This is a genomic window from Ancrocorticia sp., from assembly GCF_052089425.1.
Taxonomy (GTDB): Bacteria; Actinomycetota; Actinomycetes; order Actinomycetales; family Actinomycetaceae; genus Ancrocorticia.
Genome location: NZ_JBQCZW010000011.1, coordinates 52,895 through 67,709, shown reverse-complemented (window position 1 = coordinate 67,709; position 14,815 = coordinate 52,895). Strand labels below are relative to the sequence as shown.

The 14,815-nt window shown below is 61.0% G+C and carries 15 protein-coding genes and 1 tRNA gene; 8 read left to right on the top strand and 8 right to left on the bottom strand.

From position 1 onward, the window contains the following. Positions 1–58: 58 nt before the first annotated feature. From ACTHV6_RS05565 to ACTHV6_RS05555, 3 genes are all read right to left on the bottom strand, one after another. Positions 59–132, bottom strand: a tRNA-Pro gene (locus ACTHV6_RS05565). A 178-nt stretch (positions 133–310) separates the two neighbouring features. Continuing rightward, the gene (locus tag ACTHV6_RS05560) at positions 311–1,345 is read right to left on the bottom strand and encodes a metallophosphoesterase (protein WP_441386290.1); all 1,035 of its coding nucleotides are present in this window, start codon (positions 1,343–1,345) and stop codon (positions 311–313) included. Between the two features lie 3 nt (positions 1,346–1,348). Beyond that, positions 1,349–3,586 carry a transglycosylase domain-containing protein gene (locus tag ACTHV6_RS05555; protein WP_441386289.1) on the bottom strand — a complete coding sequence of 746 codons (2,238 nt, stop codon included), beginning with the start codon at positions 3,584–3,586 and terminating at the stop codon, positions 1,349–1,351. Positions 3,587–3,893: 307 nt separating this feature from the next. On the opposite strand from ACTHV6_RS05555, the gene ACTHV6_RS05550 reads away from it, so the two are divergent. The 3 genes from ACTHV6_RS05550 (at position 3,894) to ACTHV6_RS05540 (ending at position 5,055) form a co-directional block, all read left to right on the top strand. Beyond that, the gene (locus ACTHV6_RS05550) at positions 3,894–4,223 is read left to right on the top strand and encodes a WhiB family transcriptional regulator (RefSeq protein ID WP_441386288.1); all 330 of its coding nucleotides are present in this window, start codon (positions 3,894–3,896) and stop codon (positions 4,221–4,223) included. A 201-nt stretch (positions 4,224–4,424) separates the two neighbouring features. Further along, a complete protein-coding gene (locus ACTHV6_RS05545; RefSeq protein WP_123072368.1) occupies positions 4,425–4,580 on the top strand; it encodes a DUF4177 domain-containing protein in 156 nt (51 codons plus the stop codon). Between the two features lies 1 nt (position 4,581). Further along, positions 4,582–5,055: a RidA family protein gene (locus ACTHV6_RS05540; protein ID WP_441386287.1), complete on the top strand. Its 474-nt coding sequence runs from the start codon at positions 4,582–4,584 to the stop codon at positions 5,053–5,055. Positions 5,056–5,214: 159 nt separating this feature from the next. Here the strand turns inward: ACTHV6_RS05540 and ACTHV6_RS05535 are convergent, their stop codons facing one another. Continuing rightward, positions 5,215–5,892 (bottom strand): Crp/Fnr family transcriptional regulator, encoded by a 678-nt coding sequence (locus tag ACTHV6_RS05535; RefSeq protein ID WP_441386286.1) that lies wholly within the window; start codon positions 5,890–5,892, stop codon positions 5,215–5,217. Between the two features lie 141 nt (positions 5,893–6,033). On the opposite strand from ACTHV6_RS05535, the gene nth reads away from it, so the two are divergent. Beyond that, positions 6,034–6,729 carry an endonuclease III gene (gene nth, locus ACTHV6_RS05530; protein ID WP_441386285.1) on the top strand — a complete coding sequence of 232 codons (696 nt, stop codon included), beginning with the start codon at positions 6,034–6,036 and terminating at the stop codon, positions 6,727–6,729. A gap of 12 nt (positions 6,730–6,741) precedes the next feature. Here the strand turns inward: nth and ACTHV6_RS05525 are convergent, their stop codons facing one another. The 4 genes from ACTHV6_RS05525 to ACTHV6_RS05510 all read right to left on the bottom strand — a co-directional run bounded on the left by ACTHV6_RS05525 (position 6,742) and on the right by ACTHV6_RS05510 (position 11,049). Further along, positions 6,742–7,578 (bottom strand): hypothetical protein, encoded by an 837-nt coding sequence (locus ACTHV6_RS05525; protein WP_441386284.1) that lies wholly within the window; start codon positions 7,576–7,578, stop codon positions 6,742–6,744. A gap of 398 nt (positions 7,579–7,976) precedes the next feature. Further along, a complete protein-coding gene (locus ACTHV6_RS05520) occupies positions 7,977–8,792 on the bottom strand; it encodes a hypothetical protein (RefSeq protein ID WP_441386283.1) in 816 nt (271 codons plus the stop codon). Positions 8,793–8,972: 180 nt separating this feature from the next. Next, positions 8,973–9,890: an alpha/beta fold hydrolase gene (locus tag ACTHV6_RS05515; protein WP_441386282.1), complete on the bottom strand. Its 918-nt coding sequence runs from the start codon at positions 9,888–9,890 to the stop codon at positions 8,973–8,975. A gap of 142 nt (positions 9,891–10,032) precedes the next feature. Continuing rightward, positions 10,033–11,049 (bottom strand): hypothetical protein, encoded by a 1,017-nt coding sequence (locus ACTHV6_RS05510; protein WP_441386281.1) that lies wholly within the window; start codon positions 11,047–11,049, stop codon positions 10,033–10,035. Positions 11,050–11,323: 274 nt separating this feature from the next. Here ACTHV6_RS05510 and ACTHV6_RS05505 point away from each other — a divergent pair, with 274 nt between their 5' ends. From ACTHV6_RS05505 to ACTHV6_RS05490, 4 genes are read left to right on the top strand one after another with little or no spacing between them, the layout of a single operon-like run. Next, positions 11,324–12,397 (top strand): hypothetical protein, encoded by a 1,074-nt coding sequence (locus ACTHV6_RS05505; RefSeq protein ID WP_441386280.1) that lies wholly within the window; start codon positions 11,324–11,326, stop codon positions 12,395–12,397. Then, positions 12,397–13,590 carry a TadA family conjugal transfer-associated ATPase gene (locus ACTHV6_RS05500; RefSeq protein ID WP_441386279.1) on the top strand — a complete coding sequence of 398 codons (1,194 nt, stop codon included), beginning with the start codon at positions 12,397–12,399 and terminating at the stop codon, positions 13,588–13,590. Before ACTHV6_RS05505 ends, ACTHV6_RS05500 begins: the two co-directional genes overlap by 1 nt. Next, positions 13,587–14,279 carry a type II secretion system F family protein gene (locus ACTHV6_RS05495; protein WP_441386278.1) on the top strand — a complete coding sequence of 231 codons (693 nt, stop codon included), beginning with the start codon at positions 13,587–13,589 and terminating at the stop codon, positions 14,277–14,279. The genes ACTHV6_RS05500 and ACTHV6_RS05495 overlap by 4 nt, the downstream gene beginning before the upstream one ends. Next, positions 14,276–14,806: a type II secretion system F family protein gene (locus ACTHV6_RS05490; RefSeq protein WP_441386277.1), complete on the top strand. Its 531-nt coding sequence runs from the start codon at positions 14,276–14,278 to the stop codon at positions 14,804–14,806. Before ACTHV6_RS05495 ends, ACTHV6_RS05490 begins: the two co-directional genes overlap by 4 nt. Positions 14,807–14,815: the final 9 nt, after the last annotated feature.

Sequence of the window (14,815 nt, the reverse complement as noted above, 5' to 3'; positions counted from 1 at the left end):
AGGGCGAACCCACAAAATGAGGGTTCGCCCTATTCCAATGTCCTGCGACAGCACACGGTCGGGGTGGCGGGATTTGAACCCACGGCCTCTTCGTCCCGAACGAAGCGCGCTACCAAGCTGCGCCACACCCCGAAACTGCTGGTTCTCACCAGCGGCAACCTGATCATCTTAGCCGAGGAGCGGCTCGAAAAGAAAACTGGTACCGCGGAAACGGAGGTGAATCGCGCGACAGTTCGCCGTGTGGGATGCTGACGAGTCATGCCACGGTGTGCGGTATAGGCGACAGTTTGCCGCGCGGCTTAGGCGCCGGCTAAACGGCAGCGAACTCCACAAGAACGGCTTCTGGCCGGCAGGCCACTCGAACTGGCGCGGTGGGAGAGGCACCGATGCCTGCAGAGATGTTGACCCATGACGTCGGCCGAAGCTCCGTCCCGGTGGGAGCGATACCGTCCCCGTGGATCACGCGCTGACTAGTCAACGGCCACTGGAACATGCCGGATGCGTACTTCGGTTCAAGATCGCAATTGGTGACCAATGCGCCGTAGCCGGGGATGCAGACCTGCCCGCCGTGAGTGTGTCCGGCAAACACGGCGGTGCAGCCCTCGCCAGCCATCTTGTCCAAGATGTGCGTGTAGGGAGCGTGCGTGAGGCCGAACGTGATGCGCTGGATGTTCGGGTTGGTTGAGAGGCGGGAAGCCGCGGCAGAATCGCCACCGGATCCAGATCCTGAAACATCATCTGGGTATTCGTCCAGTTCGATGTGTGGATCGTCCACTCCAACCAGCTGGATATCCCAACCGCCAGCTGAAAGATTGCCACGCGCGTTGTTGAGGTTGAGCCAGCCGTAGGATTCGAATGCGGCTGTCATCGCCTGCCATGGGAGCTCGCGCTCGCGCCTCTTGATGTGGCCGGCGGGCTGCCTCTGTTTGAAGTACACGAACGGGTTCTTCAGGTGTGGTTTGTAGTAATCATTCGAGCCGTACACGAATGCGCCGGGAAGCCCGGAAAGTGGCGCCAACGCATCGAGAAGCAACGGCAAGGATTCCTCGGAGGCAAGCTGATCGCCCGTCATCACGACGAGATCTGGCTTCAGATCGGCGAGTGACTCCAACCAACGGAGCTTGTTCCGCTGGTACGGCATGAGATGGATGTCAGATAGGTGCAGGACGCGCAGGGGCGACGGGAAGCTGGTACCCGCACCCTGACGCGCCACCATGAGCGTCCGCTGGCGCACCGTGAAGGCCTGAGCCTCGGCTAAGCCCCACAGTGCCGCGGCACTTCCTGCGGCAGCCACTCCAGCGGCACCTATGCGCATCTTCCGTGCGAATGAAGATGAGGTGTTCACGGCTTAATCGTCGTCGTCTTCCGAACCGCCGCCATTATCTGAATCTCCTCCGTCATCGGAATCTCCACTATCGGAATCCTCGTCATCATCCGACGAACTTGAGCCGCCGCCACCATCGGATTCTTCCTTAGGCTGCGGTTTCGGAGGATTCGGATTCTTGGTGACGTTGCGAGATGGCGCGGTGAAGCTTTCTGCGGCTTCGCCTTCGAGTGCCTGCGGCAGGTAATCCGAGAACACCTGGGCGGGGAACAGGCCGCCGTACACCTCGTAGTAGTAGCGCCCGTTGATTGTGGAACCGATCATGGGGATCTGTCCCTCGGGGTGGCCGTGCCAAATCGCGGTGGCCAGCTGAGGGGTGTATCCCATGAACCATGCATCGTAATCATTGTTCGAGGTGCCGGTCTTGCCGGCTACTTCGCGCCCGGGCACCTGGGCGGATTCGCCGGTGGCGCCGTTCTGAACAACATTCTTGAGCACGGATGTGGTTTCGCGGGCGATCTCCGGATCCAGAACCTGCTCGCAGTCAGGTTCCTTCGTGACAACGTCTTCGCCCTCCACATCCTTGATCGAGGTGAAGGACAAGGGCTTGCACGCCTTGCCGTCTGCCGCGAGGGAAGCAGCAGCGTTGGCCATGGACATCGGGGCAATGTCATTGGCGCCGAGCACCTGAGCGGGGATGTAGCGCCAATCCTCACCATCGCCACGCTGGACGCCCAGATCTTGGGCGATGTTCCCGATGTTGCACATATCCAGCTGACTGGCCATGTGAACGAAGGAGCCGTTGACCGATTGGCGCGTGGATTCCAGCACGGTCATTTGACCGCCGCCCTTGCCCTCAAGGTTCGTGAACTTGTAATCAGCAAGCTGCTCTGGGGCACAGGAGCTGGTGAAGGAGCTGGCGGGGATTGTGCCCGAATTGGAGTTGATGGATTCGTAGGCGGTGTGGCCCTGACGCAGCCATTCGATCAGCGTGAATACCTTGAAGGTTGATCCTGACTGACGGCCGCTGCCGCCCTTCATGCTCACGCCGGCGTTCAGGTTGACCGTTGTTGTATCGGAGCCGATATCTCCGTTGCCGTACTTGGTGTTCTGGGCCATGGCCTTGATGTGTCCGGTGCCCGGCTCAATGCTGGATAGGGCCATCTTGGTGCCGGAGCCATCGCCAACCGGGATCTCGGCAACGATCGAATCGTAGGCCGCTTTCTGGGCCTTGGGATCGATCGTTGACTGGATGGTGAGGCCGCCGCGGTAGAGCTGGGAGACGCGATCATCCTTATCGGCGCCCCACGAATCGTCCTGCAGCACGTCCTGAACAACGTATTCGCAGAAGTAGGCAGAGGTACCTGCATCCCCACAACCGTTTTGCGGATCGGAAATCTTGAGGGTGTCCTCGATCGGGGTGTCAACGGCCTTGTCGTGTTCTTCCTGATCGATGTAGCCGTTGGTGAGCATCGTGCCAAGTACGGTGTTGCGCCGGGTTTGGGCATCTTCGGGGTGCTTGATGGGATCCCATCGCGCGGGGGACTGGGTGATGCCCGCCAGGGTTGCTGCCTCCGCAATGGAAAGATCTTCAGCGCTCTTGGAGAAGTAACGCTGGGCCGCGGCTTCCACTCCGTATTCGGAGCGCCCGAACTGGGCTAGGTTGAGATAGCCCGTGAGGATTTCATCCTTGCTCATGGTTTTTTCGATGCTGATGGCGTAGCGGGCCTCGTTGATCTTACGGCCGATGCTCTTTTCGGTTGCCTCATCGATTTCGGCGTCATCGCCGGAAATGCGGCCCTGTTCGATCAGTGCGTTACGCACATACTGCTGCGTGATGGAGGAGCCGCCGGACAGGCTCGAGCCGGTGAGGTTGGAAACGAGCGCTCCCACGATGCCTTGAACGTCAACGCCGTTGTGTTCGTAGAAACGCCGGTCCTCAATGGATACGGCCGCGTCCTTCATGTGCTGTGAGATCTGATCGGAGGACACGACGATCCGGTTCTCCGAGTAGAAACGCGCCAAGACGGAGCCATCGGAGGCCAGAATCACTGACTGTTCGGAGGGTTCGGTGTATCCCAGATCCTCTGGCACGCCTTCGAATACCGTTGTGCCCGCGTTAATCGCGGTACCCGCAGCCGTTACTGCAGGCAGCGCAATCCCTGCGATCAGCGCGCCTCCGAGGACGATGGCTGACAGCAGCGCGAACGTCTGTGTCATGATCTGGCGCGCAGTGGCACCTTGCTGGCGAGAACTCGACATAGCCACCAGAATACGTGTTCAGCTTGCAGATGTCCCGAGTCAGGTGGTGGGTTATTGGCCACGCAATATGTCCCTGTGGTGGCTTTTTGGCGATTTTCCGCCATTCCTACGAAAAATCATTCGTTTGAGCAGTGCCTAATCGTATTAGCTGGCGTATCAGCAGGGCCCCAAATTGGGAAAATCCGAACTTGATGCTTAGTATGGAGGTGCACGAGGTGACTGGGGTCACTACGTCAGAGGGTATGTCATAGGAAACAGGGCTGTTTCTGTGGCTGGAAAGTAAAAGGGAATTGGAAGGGAGTGAACAATGTCAGTAATGGAAGCTGACCAGACGTGGGCCGTCTATGCTGCTTGTGCGCATGAGGATCCCGACGCTCTATTCGTGAGGGGCGCGGCCCAGCGTGAAGTACGGCAGGTGTGCTTTTCCTGTCCCGTTCGGGTCCAGTGCCTTGCTGATGCCCTCGATTCTGGGATTACTTTTGGTGTGTGGGGCGGATTAACGGAACGCGAACGCCGCGCGCTTGTTCGCCAGTGCCCGGAAGAAGAGGACTGGGCTGATCGCCTCGCGTCCGGAACAGACGAATTGGCAGAGGCCCTGCGCAATGGGAAACTGCCGAGGCTTGGCCGGGCTTCCTAGTCTCTGGCCGTCCTAGCGTTATGGAGTCCGGAATCGCTGAAGTTCTCAAGCCTTGGAGCCCTATAGTCTTGGAACCCGATCGTCTTGGAACCCTAGATTTCTGGCGTTCTAGCGACCTGCCGTTGCCGCGGTAAGGGGTCCGCACTGTAGCGGACGCGAACACCTCTCCCGCCTGTGGGAGCCGCCCATTAGGATGAAACCATGCAAACTTGGGAATACGCGACAATACCGCTCTTGATTCATAACACGAAGGCCATCTTGGACACTTGGGGTGAGGAAGGCTGGGAACTGGTTCAGGTTATTCCGGGCCCCGACAGCTCCAATCTCGTGGCCTACCTCAAGCGCCCGAAGGCTTAACATGGCACGTTTGACCGAAAAGCTCGCTGAGCTTGGCATTACCTTGCCGCCCGTTGCCGCTCCGGTGGCGGCCTACATTCCGGCGAAGAGGACGGGCGATGAGGTTCGCACGTCCGGCCAGCTCCCTTTCGTGGATGGCGCACTGCCGGTTCAAGGAAAAGTTGGCGGTGAGGTCAGCCCCGAGCAGGCCTACGATCAAGCGAGGCTCGCGGCGTTGAACGCGTTGGCGGCTGCCGCCTCCGTGGGTGGGGAGGCGCTCACGGTTACTCACGTGACGGTGTTCGTGGCCTCCGCGCCCGGCTTCACGGCACAGCCGCAGGTGGCGAACGGTGCGTCCGATCTTTTCGGGGAGATTTTCGGCCCGGCGGGTGCGCACACCCGTTCCGCAGTGGGAGTGGCCGTACTTCCGCTCGATTCTCCGGTTGAAGTCGAGCTCGTTTGTCGGGTTGACGACGACGAAATCCGAGCGCAGTAGAGCTCGTTCTTATTGCCGAGGATGAGGAAGTCGTCATGGCTGCCCAAGCGACGACGACGAATAACCCATCTCGCGGGCAGAACCCGAACAAGTAGGTAGTCCTTACATGCACGTGTGGGCCGGTGAAGACCGGCCCACACGTGTGTTGTGCGTTAGGCGTCAGTGCGCGCGGCGCTGGAGGCGGCCCACTTCGATAAGCAGGACGGCCCGGCCCTCAAGCCGAATCCAGTTGCGGGAGACGAAGTCAGCAAGCGACTTGTTGACGGTCTCGCGGGAAGCGCCCACAAGGTGAGCCAGCTCTTCCTGCGTGAGATCGTGAGGCACGTAGATACCTTCAGGCGTGCGCTCGCCGAAGCGGTTGGCCAGATCAAGCAGTGCCTTGGCAACGCGGCCAGGCACGTCAGAGAACACGAGATCTGCCATTTGTTCATTGGTGTGGCGCAGGCGGCGTGCAAGTTCGCGCAGCATGGACTGAGAGAGTTCGGGGTGAGCTGTCAGGAAAACCATCATGTCCTTGTGGGACAGTGAAAGCAGTTTGGTTGGAGCGATCGCCGTGACCGTTGAAGAGCGTGCTCCAAGATCAAACAATGAGAGCTCGCCGATGATCTCGCCCGGGCCGAGCACTGCAATCAGATTCTCGCGGCCGTCATCCGAGGCGTGGCTGAGCTTGACCTTACCTTCAGTCAGAACGTAGAGCCGATCACCTTCATCGCCTTCACGGAAGAGCGAATCTCCACGCTTCAGGCTGGTCTCGCTCATGAGCTCACCGAGACCCTCGAGATCCTCTGCGTCGAGATCCTTAAAGAGGGGAACCCCCTTCAGAACGGTGGTGTCCATTTGTTCCCTTTCTATCGCAAGCTTCAAAGGCCTCGATCAGACCTGATTCTTCGGAATTGTTTTCTAACCGCATCAACAATATGCCATACACATCACATCTTGCCATCTTCGCAGGGACATTGACACCAATATGCTTGAAGTATGTCTCAACGCGTCCGACTTCCATACAGGGCACGCTCGCTGAAAGAACGGCGCGAGCGTGCCAGTGCCATCACCCATGAGCTCGATGATTTGTATCCGGATGCGCAGTGTGCGCTCAACTTCTCCAACCCCTTCGAGCTGCTTGTTGCCACCGTTCTCTCGGCCCAAACAACAGATGCACGGGTCAACTCTGTAACTCCCACACTGTTCGCTCGCTTCCCGAGCCCTGAGGCGATGGCTGGTGCCAGCCGTGAGGAACTGGAGGGGATCCTCCGGCCCCTTGGGTTCTTTCGCTCCAAAGCGAAATCCTGCGCCGGCCTCTCGGCGGCGCTGTGCGAAAGGTTCGGCGGGGAGGTTCCGGCAAACCTCCCAGATCTCGTGTCCCTGCCGGGAGTTGGCCGCAAGACTGCCAACGTGGTGCTAGGCAACGCGTTTGACGTCCCTGGCATCACGGTGGATACGCACGTGGGGAGGCTGGCGAGGCGGTGGGGCTGGACCCGCCATGAGGACCCGGTCAAAGCCGAAACGGACATCAGCCAGCTTTTGCCCGAAGAAAGGTGGACGTTCACGTGCCACCAAATCATCACTCACGGGCGGCAGGTTTGTCATTCCCGCCGCCCGGAGTGCATGGAGTGTGGGCTGAAGTTTGTGTGCCCCTCCTATGAGATCTTCGTTGGAGCCCCAGCTACGGAGTAGCAGGTAGCCGCGTTAGCCTGCGAGTGCCTCCTGCAGCTCCTCCATGGTCATGACCTCGTCTTCGCCAGGAGCCTGAACTTCTTCTGCTTGATTGTGTTCACTGAGGAGCACGTTGCCCACCTCGGGAGATTCGATCCCGGCAAACTGGTTCTCTCCATCAGCAGTCAAATACAGGAGCGTGCCGTCATTGTCGTTGGTTTCATATGCGTAGACCTGCATGCCGTCTGGATCATCCGGCGAGGCGTCTGCCGTATCGAGAACACCTGGAGCGTCTGGATCCTTCAACGCAGAGACATCGAAGTCTTGCTGAGTGAAGGTGTCAACGAAGCTCTTCAAGGTCATGTCCTCCACGCCCTCAGCTTGATCTGCAGGAACCTCGAGGTACTTATCGCCCAAGGTGTCTGCTATCTGGCCGTCTGTGTCACCCATGACGGTTTCAAAGTAGCTTTCCGAGCCATTGATGTAATACGTGCCGTCGGCCCGCACGATACTCACCGCACCGTTGTCAGGAATGATGCTGCCACTGACCTCAAGAGAGTAATTGCCATCATCGGCTAATGACCCTGTTCCCAATACCTCCATGGACTCGCCGTCCTGATCAATGCTTCCGATGACGGTCACTGATTCCAGGTTATCTAAGTTGGTTCTCGCTTCCCCGATGGCCTCGGCACCGGTTGGGCCTTCCTCGGGGACAGTGGGCGCTGCCGATTCTGCGGGGGCCTGCGATTCGGCACCTCCGCTAGTGCTGGCCGGGGCCGGATCGTCACCGCCGCACCCAGATAGGGCTAGCGCCAGTGCTAGGGCGCCAGCACTTAGGCTGGCGGATGTGGTTCGTGTGAAGCGTTTCATGTGTGAGCCTCCAAATCTATGAGTTTTTGGCGTCTACATCTGCAGATATCGGTACTTGCCTACCTCCTACAGCAAGCAAGATGCCCTCCACTGTAGCGTCATCGCTCCAGTTAGGACGAAGGTCTGGACGGTTATGGCTGTGCGCAGAATTCCGCGCAGGCTCTTGACAAGTCAGGTTCAGAGTTGGACCAGTTATGGACGAATGGAATAGTAATGGACTAGATGGACATGGTGTGCCATGTCCATCGGTGACATAAGTAGTCCAACGGGCGATAAGAGGGGCCAACGGCGACATGTAAGTAAACCAACCAGCGAAAAGGGGCCGTCCAAGCGAGCTCGGTACTCACTAGGACGGCCCCTCTGGCGCAGTGAAGGCAGTCGGCTAGGGTTCGGCTAGGTTAGCCGACCATCGCCTGTTGCAGTTGCTCCATGGTCATAACCTCGTCCTCACTTGGAGCCGCAACTTCCTCTGCTTGACTGTGGTCCGTGAGGAGAACATTGCCTGCTTCGGGAGATTCGATCCCGGCGAACTGGTTTTCGCCATCCGCTGTCAGATACAGGAGCGAGCCGTCATTATCGTTCGTCTCATAGCTGTAGACCTCCCGGCCTTCAACTTCCACCAGAACACCCGGAGCATCCGGATCCTTGAGCGCCGAGGCATTGAAATCTTGCTCAGTGAAGGAGTTAATGAAGTCCTTCAGGGTTAGGCCATCCACGCCCGCGGCTTGATCGGCGGGAATCGCGAGGTACTTATCGCCCAAGGTGGCCGCTATCTGGCCTGAGGTATCACCCATGGCTGTTTCGAAGAAGCTCTCTGAGGCCTTGATGTACAAGGTGCCGTCAGCTCCCACGACTGTCAGGTCACCATCGATGCCAGAGTAATTTCCGCTCACCGATAGAGAGTAGTTGCCACCATCAGCCAATGATCCGGTTCCGGCAACCTCCATGTTCTCGCCGTCCATCTCAAGGCTTCCGGAAACCGTCACTGACTCCAGATTGTCTAGATTGGTCCGAGCTTCCTCAATGGCCTCGGCACCGGTTGGGCCTTCCTCAGGCGTGGTGGGAGTTGGCGATTCTGCGGGGGCCTGCGATTCGGTACCGGCGCTAGTGCTGGCCGGGGCCGGATCGTCACCGCCGCACCCAGACAGTGCGAGCGCCAGAGTAAGGGCACCAGCGGCGAGGCCGGCAGATGTAGTGCGCGTCAAGCGTTTCATGTGGTCCTCCAAGATATGGGTTTGTGGCGCCTACTGCTGCTGCGATGGGTGCACTCCTGCGTCACACCATGAACAAGACGCTCCTTTACTGTAACCCCACCGTTCTTGTCAGCCCCATGCGCCCCGAATAGTGATACAGGCCTCATTGTGAGGGGCCGCCGTCGTCGTCAAAAAACAAACCTACGGAAGCGATGCCAAGAACTCGAGGATAATGCTCGTGGATTCCTCGGGCGCCTCCTCGTTGACGAAGTGCCCAGCGCCCGGAACCGTGATGTGCCGGTAGGTGTTGGTGACGAATTCGGCGTCGCGGTGCCACGCGCGCTTGGGCAGGAGCGGGTCCAGATCCCCGCGCACGGTCCACACGGGAACCTCGATGTCCCGCTTCGTCACGTCAAAAAACTTGCGGCCGTCGGGGCGGGTGGTGGAGGTGTATGACCATCGCAGCTGCTCAACGGCGATGTCAGCGGCCTCGGGAAGGCGCATCGCGGCGGCGTAGTGTTCGGCCTGAGACGTGGCGCCATCGTTGCCGGGCGCGGACCATTCCGCGAGCAGGCCCTTGACGTAGGACTCGTTGCGGAGCGCCTTGCGCGCCAGCGGGCTGACGAAAGTCTGGGCCACATGCCGCCACGTGCGGAACGTGACGTGCATGCCAGCGCGCTGAAGCGTACGGGTATGTGGGGCGGAAAACGTCAAAATTCCCGCAACAAGATCAGGGAACATCGCCGGCGCGGCCCACGCGAGCATGCCGCCGCGCCCCAGCCCGATCACCACAACGCGCGAGGCCCCCAGGCTCCGAGCAATTCCGCTCAGATCGCGCGTCAATGTGCCGGCGTCAACGCCCTCGGGAGTCTTGTCCGAGCCGCCGAGCCCGCGCTGATCGATTGCCGCGACCTCGTAGCCCGCCTGAGCGATCGGCTCCAGCTGATGCCGCCACGCCCACCAGTACTCCGGGTGTCCGTGGACCAGAAGAACAAGGGGGCGGTCATCGCGGTGCTCGCCCATGTGCGCAAGGTGGAACTGGCAGCCATTGGCTTGAATGAAACGGTGGCTCCACGGTCCGGGAATGAACACACACGAGTTATCGGCCGGTGTGGCCATGGGGGATCCTAACGATGGGGACTAGGCGTTGGCTGAACGCGGGGACGATTGGGGAACGCTGGGTACTTCTGGGAAACCTGACAACCTGAGCCAAAGAAGCACGCCGGGAACAGTCCCGGCGCGCTCGTGACAAAAAGTGAGGTTACTGCGCCTGCGAATCAAGCGCAATAGAGCGCCGCGCCCGCGCATCACCCGCGCGCTCGCCTTTGCGGCGCACGGAGTGGGAAACAAAGCCGGTCAGGAGCAGGAATGCGCCAAACATGAGGAATCGGCCAGAGCTCAGATCAGAGGTGATGTGATCCACCACGTTCGCGGTGAAATCGTTGTATCCGCCGATCAGGCTGTCGAATTTCGGGAGCACTGTGTCGCGGACGAAGGTGGGGGCGATGAGCGGGACGATGCCCGCGATCAGCGTGATCGCGCCAACTACCTGAATTCCCAGAGAGGAGTTGCGCGCCAGCATCCAGATGAGGGACACAATGGCGATCCCGCCGGCCAGTTCGCCGATCGCCGCCCAGTTGAGCACGCCGGTTTCCCACGGGTTGTTTGCCACGCCGGAAAGGCGAATGCTGGCGTCCGAAAGGAAGTACCACGCCAGCGGGGCCAGCACGATGGTGGCGATGAGCACTCCGGCGTGTGCCCAGCCGCGGCTGCCCGGGGCTTCCGGGACGGGGGCGGGGCGTGATTTCTTGGCCTCGGCTGGTTCTGATGAGGAGGCTTTGGTTGCGAAGAGCTCGTCATCATCAGCGAAAATATCGGGTGTCGCTTCGCCGGCTTCCACGGGCGTTCCCTCGGAGGTGGCGGGGCTTGAGGCGCCTAGTTCGGCGCCGGATTCGGTGCCGGGTGTGCTAGGGCTGCCGGCACCTCCCGCGGTTCCCGGAGAGCTTGAGGCACGGGGCGAACGTGGCTCCGTGGTGCCGTCCTGGCGAACGATCGCGTCCGCAAGTGAGGCGGGGCCGGCATCTTCGGGGCGGGGGTCAGAATCAAACGCGGGGTCCATCCCGTGTGTGGGCTCCTCGGCGCTAGCGGCCGTGATTCCGGAATATCCGTTGGCCGGTTCCGGGGCAGACTGCGCCGTGGATTGGATTGGCGCTAATACGTCATCCTCGTCAAATGGGCGCCGAGCAGCCGAGCTGTACGGATCGGTCGGGGTAGGCATAGTTCCCTCCTAGAACACTTCTAAGACGACGCTACGTCAGAACCGCCCCGGGGTTGGAGACATTGACGGCGTGCCTTGTGTGAAACAGTGCGAATTTGGGTTCGGAGTGGTGGGTGGGGCGGCCGGGCGGGGTGGTTCCGTTGTTTTTTGACGACGACGACGAAGCCAGCCGTATTGAAGCCCGCCGTATCCCCAGCCGTGCGGTGGCACGAGTTATCCACATGTGGCAGTGGTGGCCGTGCAAGGTTCGGGCCGGTGCGTCAGGGTAGGGCCCATGAACAACTCACAAAGGAGAGCGGGCGGCAAGCGCGCTACTGAACCGGGCCGGCGCGAGGAAACTTACCGCGAGGATGCCTACCGCGAAGATGCCGTGGCAACGCTTGAGGCCCACAGCGATGCTGTGATCAAAGAGGTTCAACGGTTGGCTGCGCTGGCCGGGATCGCGGTTCCGCGAGTGGCCTCAGGTACGGCAACTCCCGCCGTTCTGCGAATCGTGGAGGAACCTGGAAGCGAGGTCAAGGTGCGTGCTCGGTTCCATCCTGTCTACACGCAGTATTTTGCTGCGGGCAGCGTGGTGATCGCCCTACCAGAACAGGCGGCCGATTTGCTGGAACTCTTGGTGGCTGCCGGTTCCACGCGGCGCGGGACCATTATCGGCGTTCTGCCAGCTCACGGAGGGGCGGGGGCATCGATGCTGTCATCGTGGCTGGCCCGGCATCTGAGCCAAGAGGATAGTACAGGGCTGATCGATCTTGATCCGCTTTCCCTTGGGCTGGCGGAAGATCTGGGATTGGCCGGAGATGCCGGGTTGCGGTGGGCCGATCTCAACGAGGATGCGGGTGCGCTTGTTCCCGGCCGGCTCAATGCGGCACTCCCGCACCTCGGGGATCTCAGAGTACTCAGCGCGGATGATCGAGGCGCAGTCCCACCCAGTGGTGAGAGCGGCGAACGCGCCATCTCCGCCCTCTCACAAGTCCACAAAACCACCGTGCTTGACCTTCCCAGAGGTGCCGGGCTTGGCCATGGGATTTCACGTGGCTGGTTGGAGTGGTGCGACGTGGTGGTGATCGTCAGTCACCCAACCTCCCGTGGGCTTGAGCAGTGCCATCGGATTCTTGCCGCGTTGCCGTCGCATCACAAGGGGATCGTGGTGGCCAATGGTGCAAATGGGGGCTCACAGGCAGCGGCTCTTGCCTTGGAGCTCGGCCATAGTCAGGTGTTTGCCCTCCACAGGTTGCGGAACATGCAGCAGGATCTTGAACACGGCGTTCGGCTCGGAGATCGCCAGCGCAGCACCACGGCGCGAGAAGTTGGGCGGATCGCCGCTGCGTGCCAAGAGGGTGCGTGATGGCGCGCCTCAGCCGCGAACAAGTGGACGCGGCGCGTGCGGTTCTGGCATCGGGGGCTGGCGTTAGCGAAGCGCTCGATGCAGTCTCTCCCGAATACGTGGGCATCCGCGATGTACTGAACATTGGCGGGCAGATCCGCCATGCGCTCGCGGGGGCGGGGCCCCACTTGCAGCCGCTGCTCGATGATCCAGCCGTCACGGATGTTCTCGTCAACGGGGCGAAGGGCATCTGGATTGATCGGGGGCGCGGGCTGGAGCGGGTCAAGGAGCTTGAAAACGTCCACAATGCCGAAGACGTGAGGGAGTTGGCCGTGCGGTTGGCGGCGGCGTGCGGGCAGCGTTTGGACGATTCAAGCCCGGTCGTTGATGGCACATTCTCCGGTGGGCTGCGGCTGCACGCCGTTCTTCCCCCGCTTGCGGCTGAGGGAACGCTGATCTCGTTGCGAACCCATCGGCCCGTGACGTTCGGGATCAAGGATCTCGACGATCGGGGGATGCTTTCAGGGATGGGATACATCCTCGAAGCCATCATGCAATCGCGTGCCAACGCCATGATTTCAGGTTCCACTGGCTCGGGGAAAACAACCTTGCTTGCTGCGCTTCTCGCAACAGTTCCGCCCACCGAACGCATTCTCATCATTGAGGAAGCCTTTGAGCTACGGCCACGCCACCCCCACGTTGTTCACCTGCAAGAACGCCGGGAGAATGTTCAGGGCGCCGGCGCTGTCAGTATGAGCGAGCTTGTGCGCGCTGCGATGCGGATGCGGCCAGACCGGATCGTCCTCGGGGAGTGCCGCGGCAGCGAAGTGCGGGATGTTCTGTCCGCCTTGAACACCGGGCACGAGGGCGGCTGGGCCACAATCCACGCAAACTCCGCGGTGGATGTACCCGCACGGCTCGTGGCACTGGGCGCTCTGGCGAACATGAATGAGGCCGTGGTGGCCGCGCAGGCAGCGAGTGCTTTGGACGCCGTGATTCACGTGGAGCGGCAGGCCGGGGTTCGTCGAATCTCCCAGATTGCCGTTCTCCAACGGCGGGGCCAGGAACTTGCGGCGCTGCCCGCCGTGGAGGTTCGCGGTGATGGGCGGCTGAGCTATGGTCCCGGCTGGGAACGGCTGGCCAAGCGCCTCGATCTTCCGGCGGCGGAGGGCGCATCTGCGTCAGGTACGAGGCGCAGGAGGAGGGCGTCATGAGCGCGCTCGCGGCCCTGCTGCTCGTGGTCACGTTGTGCGTGGCGATGCCGGCTGCTCCGCGCCTCGCCAAGGTGAAGCGGCGGAGGTTGAGCCTGACGGTAGATAAGAGGGGCAAGTCCAAAGATAAGCCACGGAAGAAGAAGCAACCGGAGGACCTTGGCATGATTGTGTCCGAGGTTGCCACACGGCTGCGTTCAGGTGAGCGCACCGAACAGGCGTGGAAGCGGACTCTGGAGAGAGCGGGATTCGAGGGGCAATGGGAGCTCGATGATCATGGCGTCCCGCAGGCCATGCGAAAGATCTGGAACGCAAGAGGCCCGTTGGGCAACACGAGAAAAGGAACACTGCGCACCGGCGTTCCTGCCGCCGTTGCCGTATGCCGAATGAGCCGGTTAACGGGTGCTCCCACCGCGGACATACTGGACTCATGCGCTCGCGGTATTACCGAGGCCGGGGAGGCCACGGCCGCCCGCGAGGTGGCACTAGCCGGCCCGAAAGCAAGCGCGCGAATGCTCTCATGGCTGCCTCTCATGGGGATTGGCTTCGGAACCATCATTGGCGCACAGCCTCTGGCGTTTCTCACGGGAGAAATCGTTGGATACATGTGCCTTGCTCTTGGCGGTGGGCTGGAGATTATTGGCGTGCTGTGGGTGCGGCGGCTGACGCTCAATGCGGAGCGAGCAACATGACGTTGATGATTGCCGTGGCCGGCATTGTGCTCATCGCCTTCATCTACAGTCCGGGGCTAGGGCGCGAAGGTGGTGGCGAGGAACGGAGCTTGCCGCTAGATCGGATCGATGGGGCGATGGCCGCCGATCTGATCGGCGCGGCGTTGCGCGCTGGAACGTCCATTCCGGGAGCCCTCCGGGCGCTCGATACCGCACTCGAAGAAGAAGGCGAAAACCATGTGAACCGCGCGGCCCAGATTCTCCTCATGGGAGGCCAGTGGGAGGAAGCGTGGAGCGAGGCCCCAGAGCACCTTCACCCAGTTCGCGATGCTCTGGAGCCGGCGTGGACGGACGGGGCGGCCCCGCTGCCACTCCTTGAACGGTGTGCGGACACGATACGGCAGAGCCGGGACCGTAAGGCACGCGAAGCAGCCGCCAAGCTTGGCACGAAGTTGGTGATGCCGCTGGGTCTGTGTTTCTTGCCAGCATTCGTGGTACTGGGAATCATTCCGGTGATTGCTGCAGCGGGCATCACCATCTTCGGGTAGGTGCTCGTG

Excerpts from the sequence above, each read along its gene's own strand:
- ACTHV6_RS05555 (WP_441386289.1), bottom strand. The coding sequence starts at position 3,586 with ATGTCGAGTTCTCGCCAGCAAGGTGCCACTGCGCGCCAGATCATGACA.
- ACTHV6_RS05550 (WP_441386288.1), top strand. The coding sequence starts at position 3,894 with ATGTCAGTAATGGAAGCTGACCAGACGTGGGCCGTCTATGCTGCTTGT.
- ACTHV6_RS05545 (WP_123072368.1), top strand. The coding sequence starts at position 4,425 with ATGCAAACTTGGGAATACGCGACAATACCGCTCTTGATTCATAACACG.
- ACTHV6_RS05540 (WP_441386287.1), top strand. The coding sequence starts at position 4,582 with ATGGCACGTTTGACCGAAAAGCTCGCTGAGCTTGGCATTACCTTGCCG.
- ACTHV6_RS05535 (WP_441386286.1), bottom strand. The coding sequence starts at position 5,892 with ATGGACACCACCGTTCTGAAGGGGGTTCCCCTCTTTAAGGATCTCGAC.
- nth (WP_441386285.1), top strand. The coding sequence starts at position 6,034 with ATGTCTCAACGCGTCCGACTTCCATACAGGGCACGCTCGCTGAAAGAA.
- ACTHV6_RS05525 (WP_441386284.1), bottom strand. The coding sequence starts at position 7,578 with ATGAAACGCTTCACACGAACCACATCCGCCAGCCTAAGTGCTGGCGCC.
- ACTHV6_RS05520 (WP_441386283.1), bottom strand. The coding sequence starts at position 8,792 with ATGAAACGCTTGACGCGCACTACATCTGCCGGCCTCGCCGCTGGTGCC.
- ACTHV6_RS05515 (WP_441386282.1), bottom strand. The coding sequence starts at position 9,890 with ATGGCCACACCGGCCGATAACTCGTGTGTGTTCATTCCCGGACCGTGG.
- ACTHV6_RS05510 (WP_441386281.1), bottom strand. The coding sequence starts at position 11,049 with ATGCCTACCCCGACCGATCCGTACAGCTCGGCTGCTCGGCGCCCATTT.
- ACTHV6_RS05505 (WP_441386280.1), top strand. The coding sequence starts at position 11,324 with ATGAACAACTCACAAAGGAGAGCGGGCGGCAAGCGCGCTACTGAACCG.
- ACTHV6_RS05500 (WP_441386279.1), top strand. The coding sequence starts at position 12,397 with ATGGCGCGCCTCAGCCGCGAACAAGTGGACGCGGCGCGTGCGGTTCTG.
- ACTHV6_RS05495 (WP_441386278.1), top strand. The coding sequence starts at position 13,587 with ATGAGCGCGCTCGCGGCCCTGCTGCTCGTGGTCACGTTGTGCGTGGCG.
- ACTHV6_RS05490 (WP_441386277.1), top strand. The coding sequence starts at position 14,276 with ATGACGTTGATGATTGCCGTGGCCGGCATTGTGCTCATCGCCTTCATC.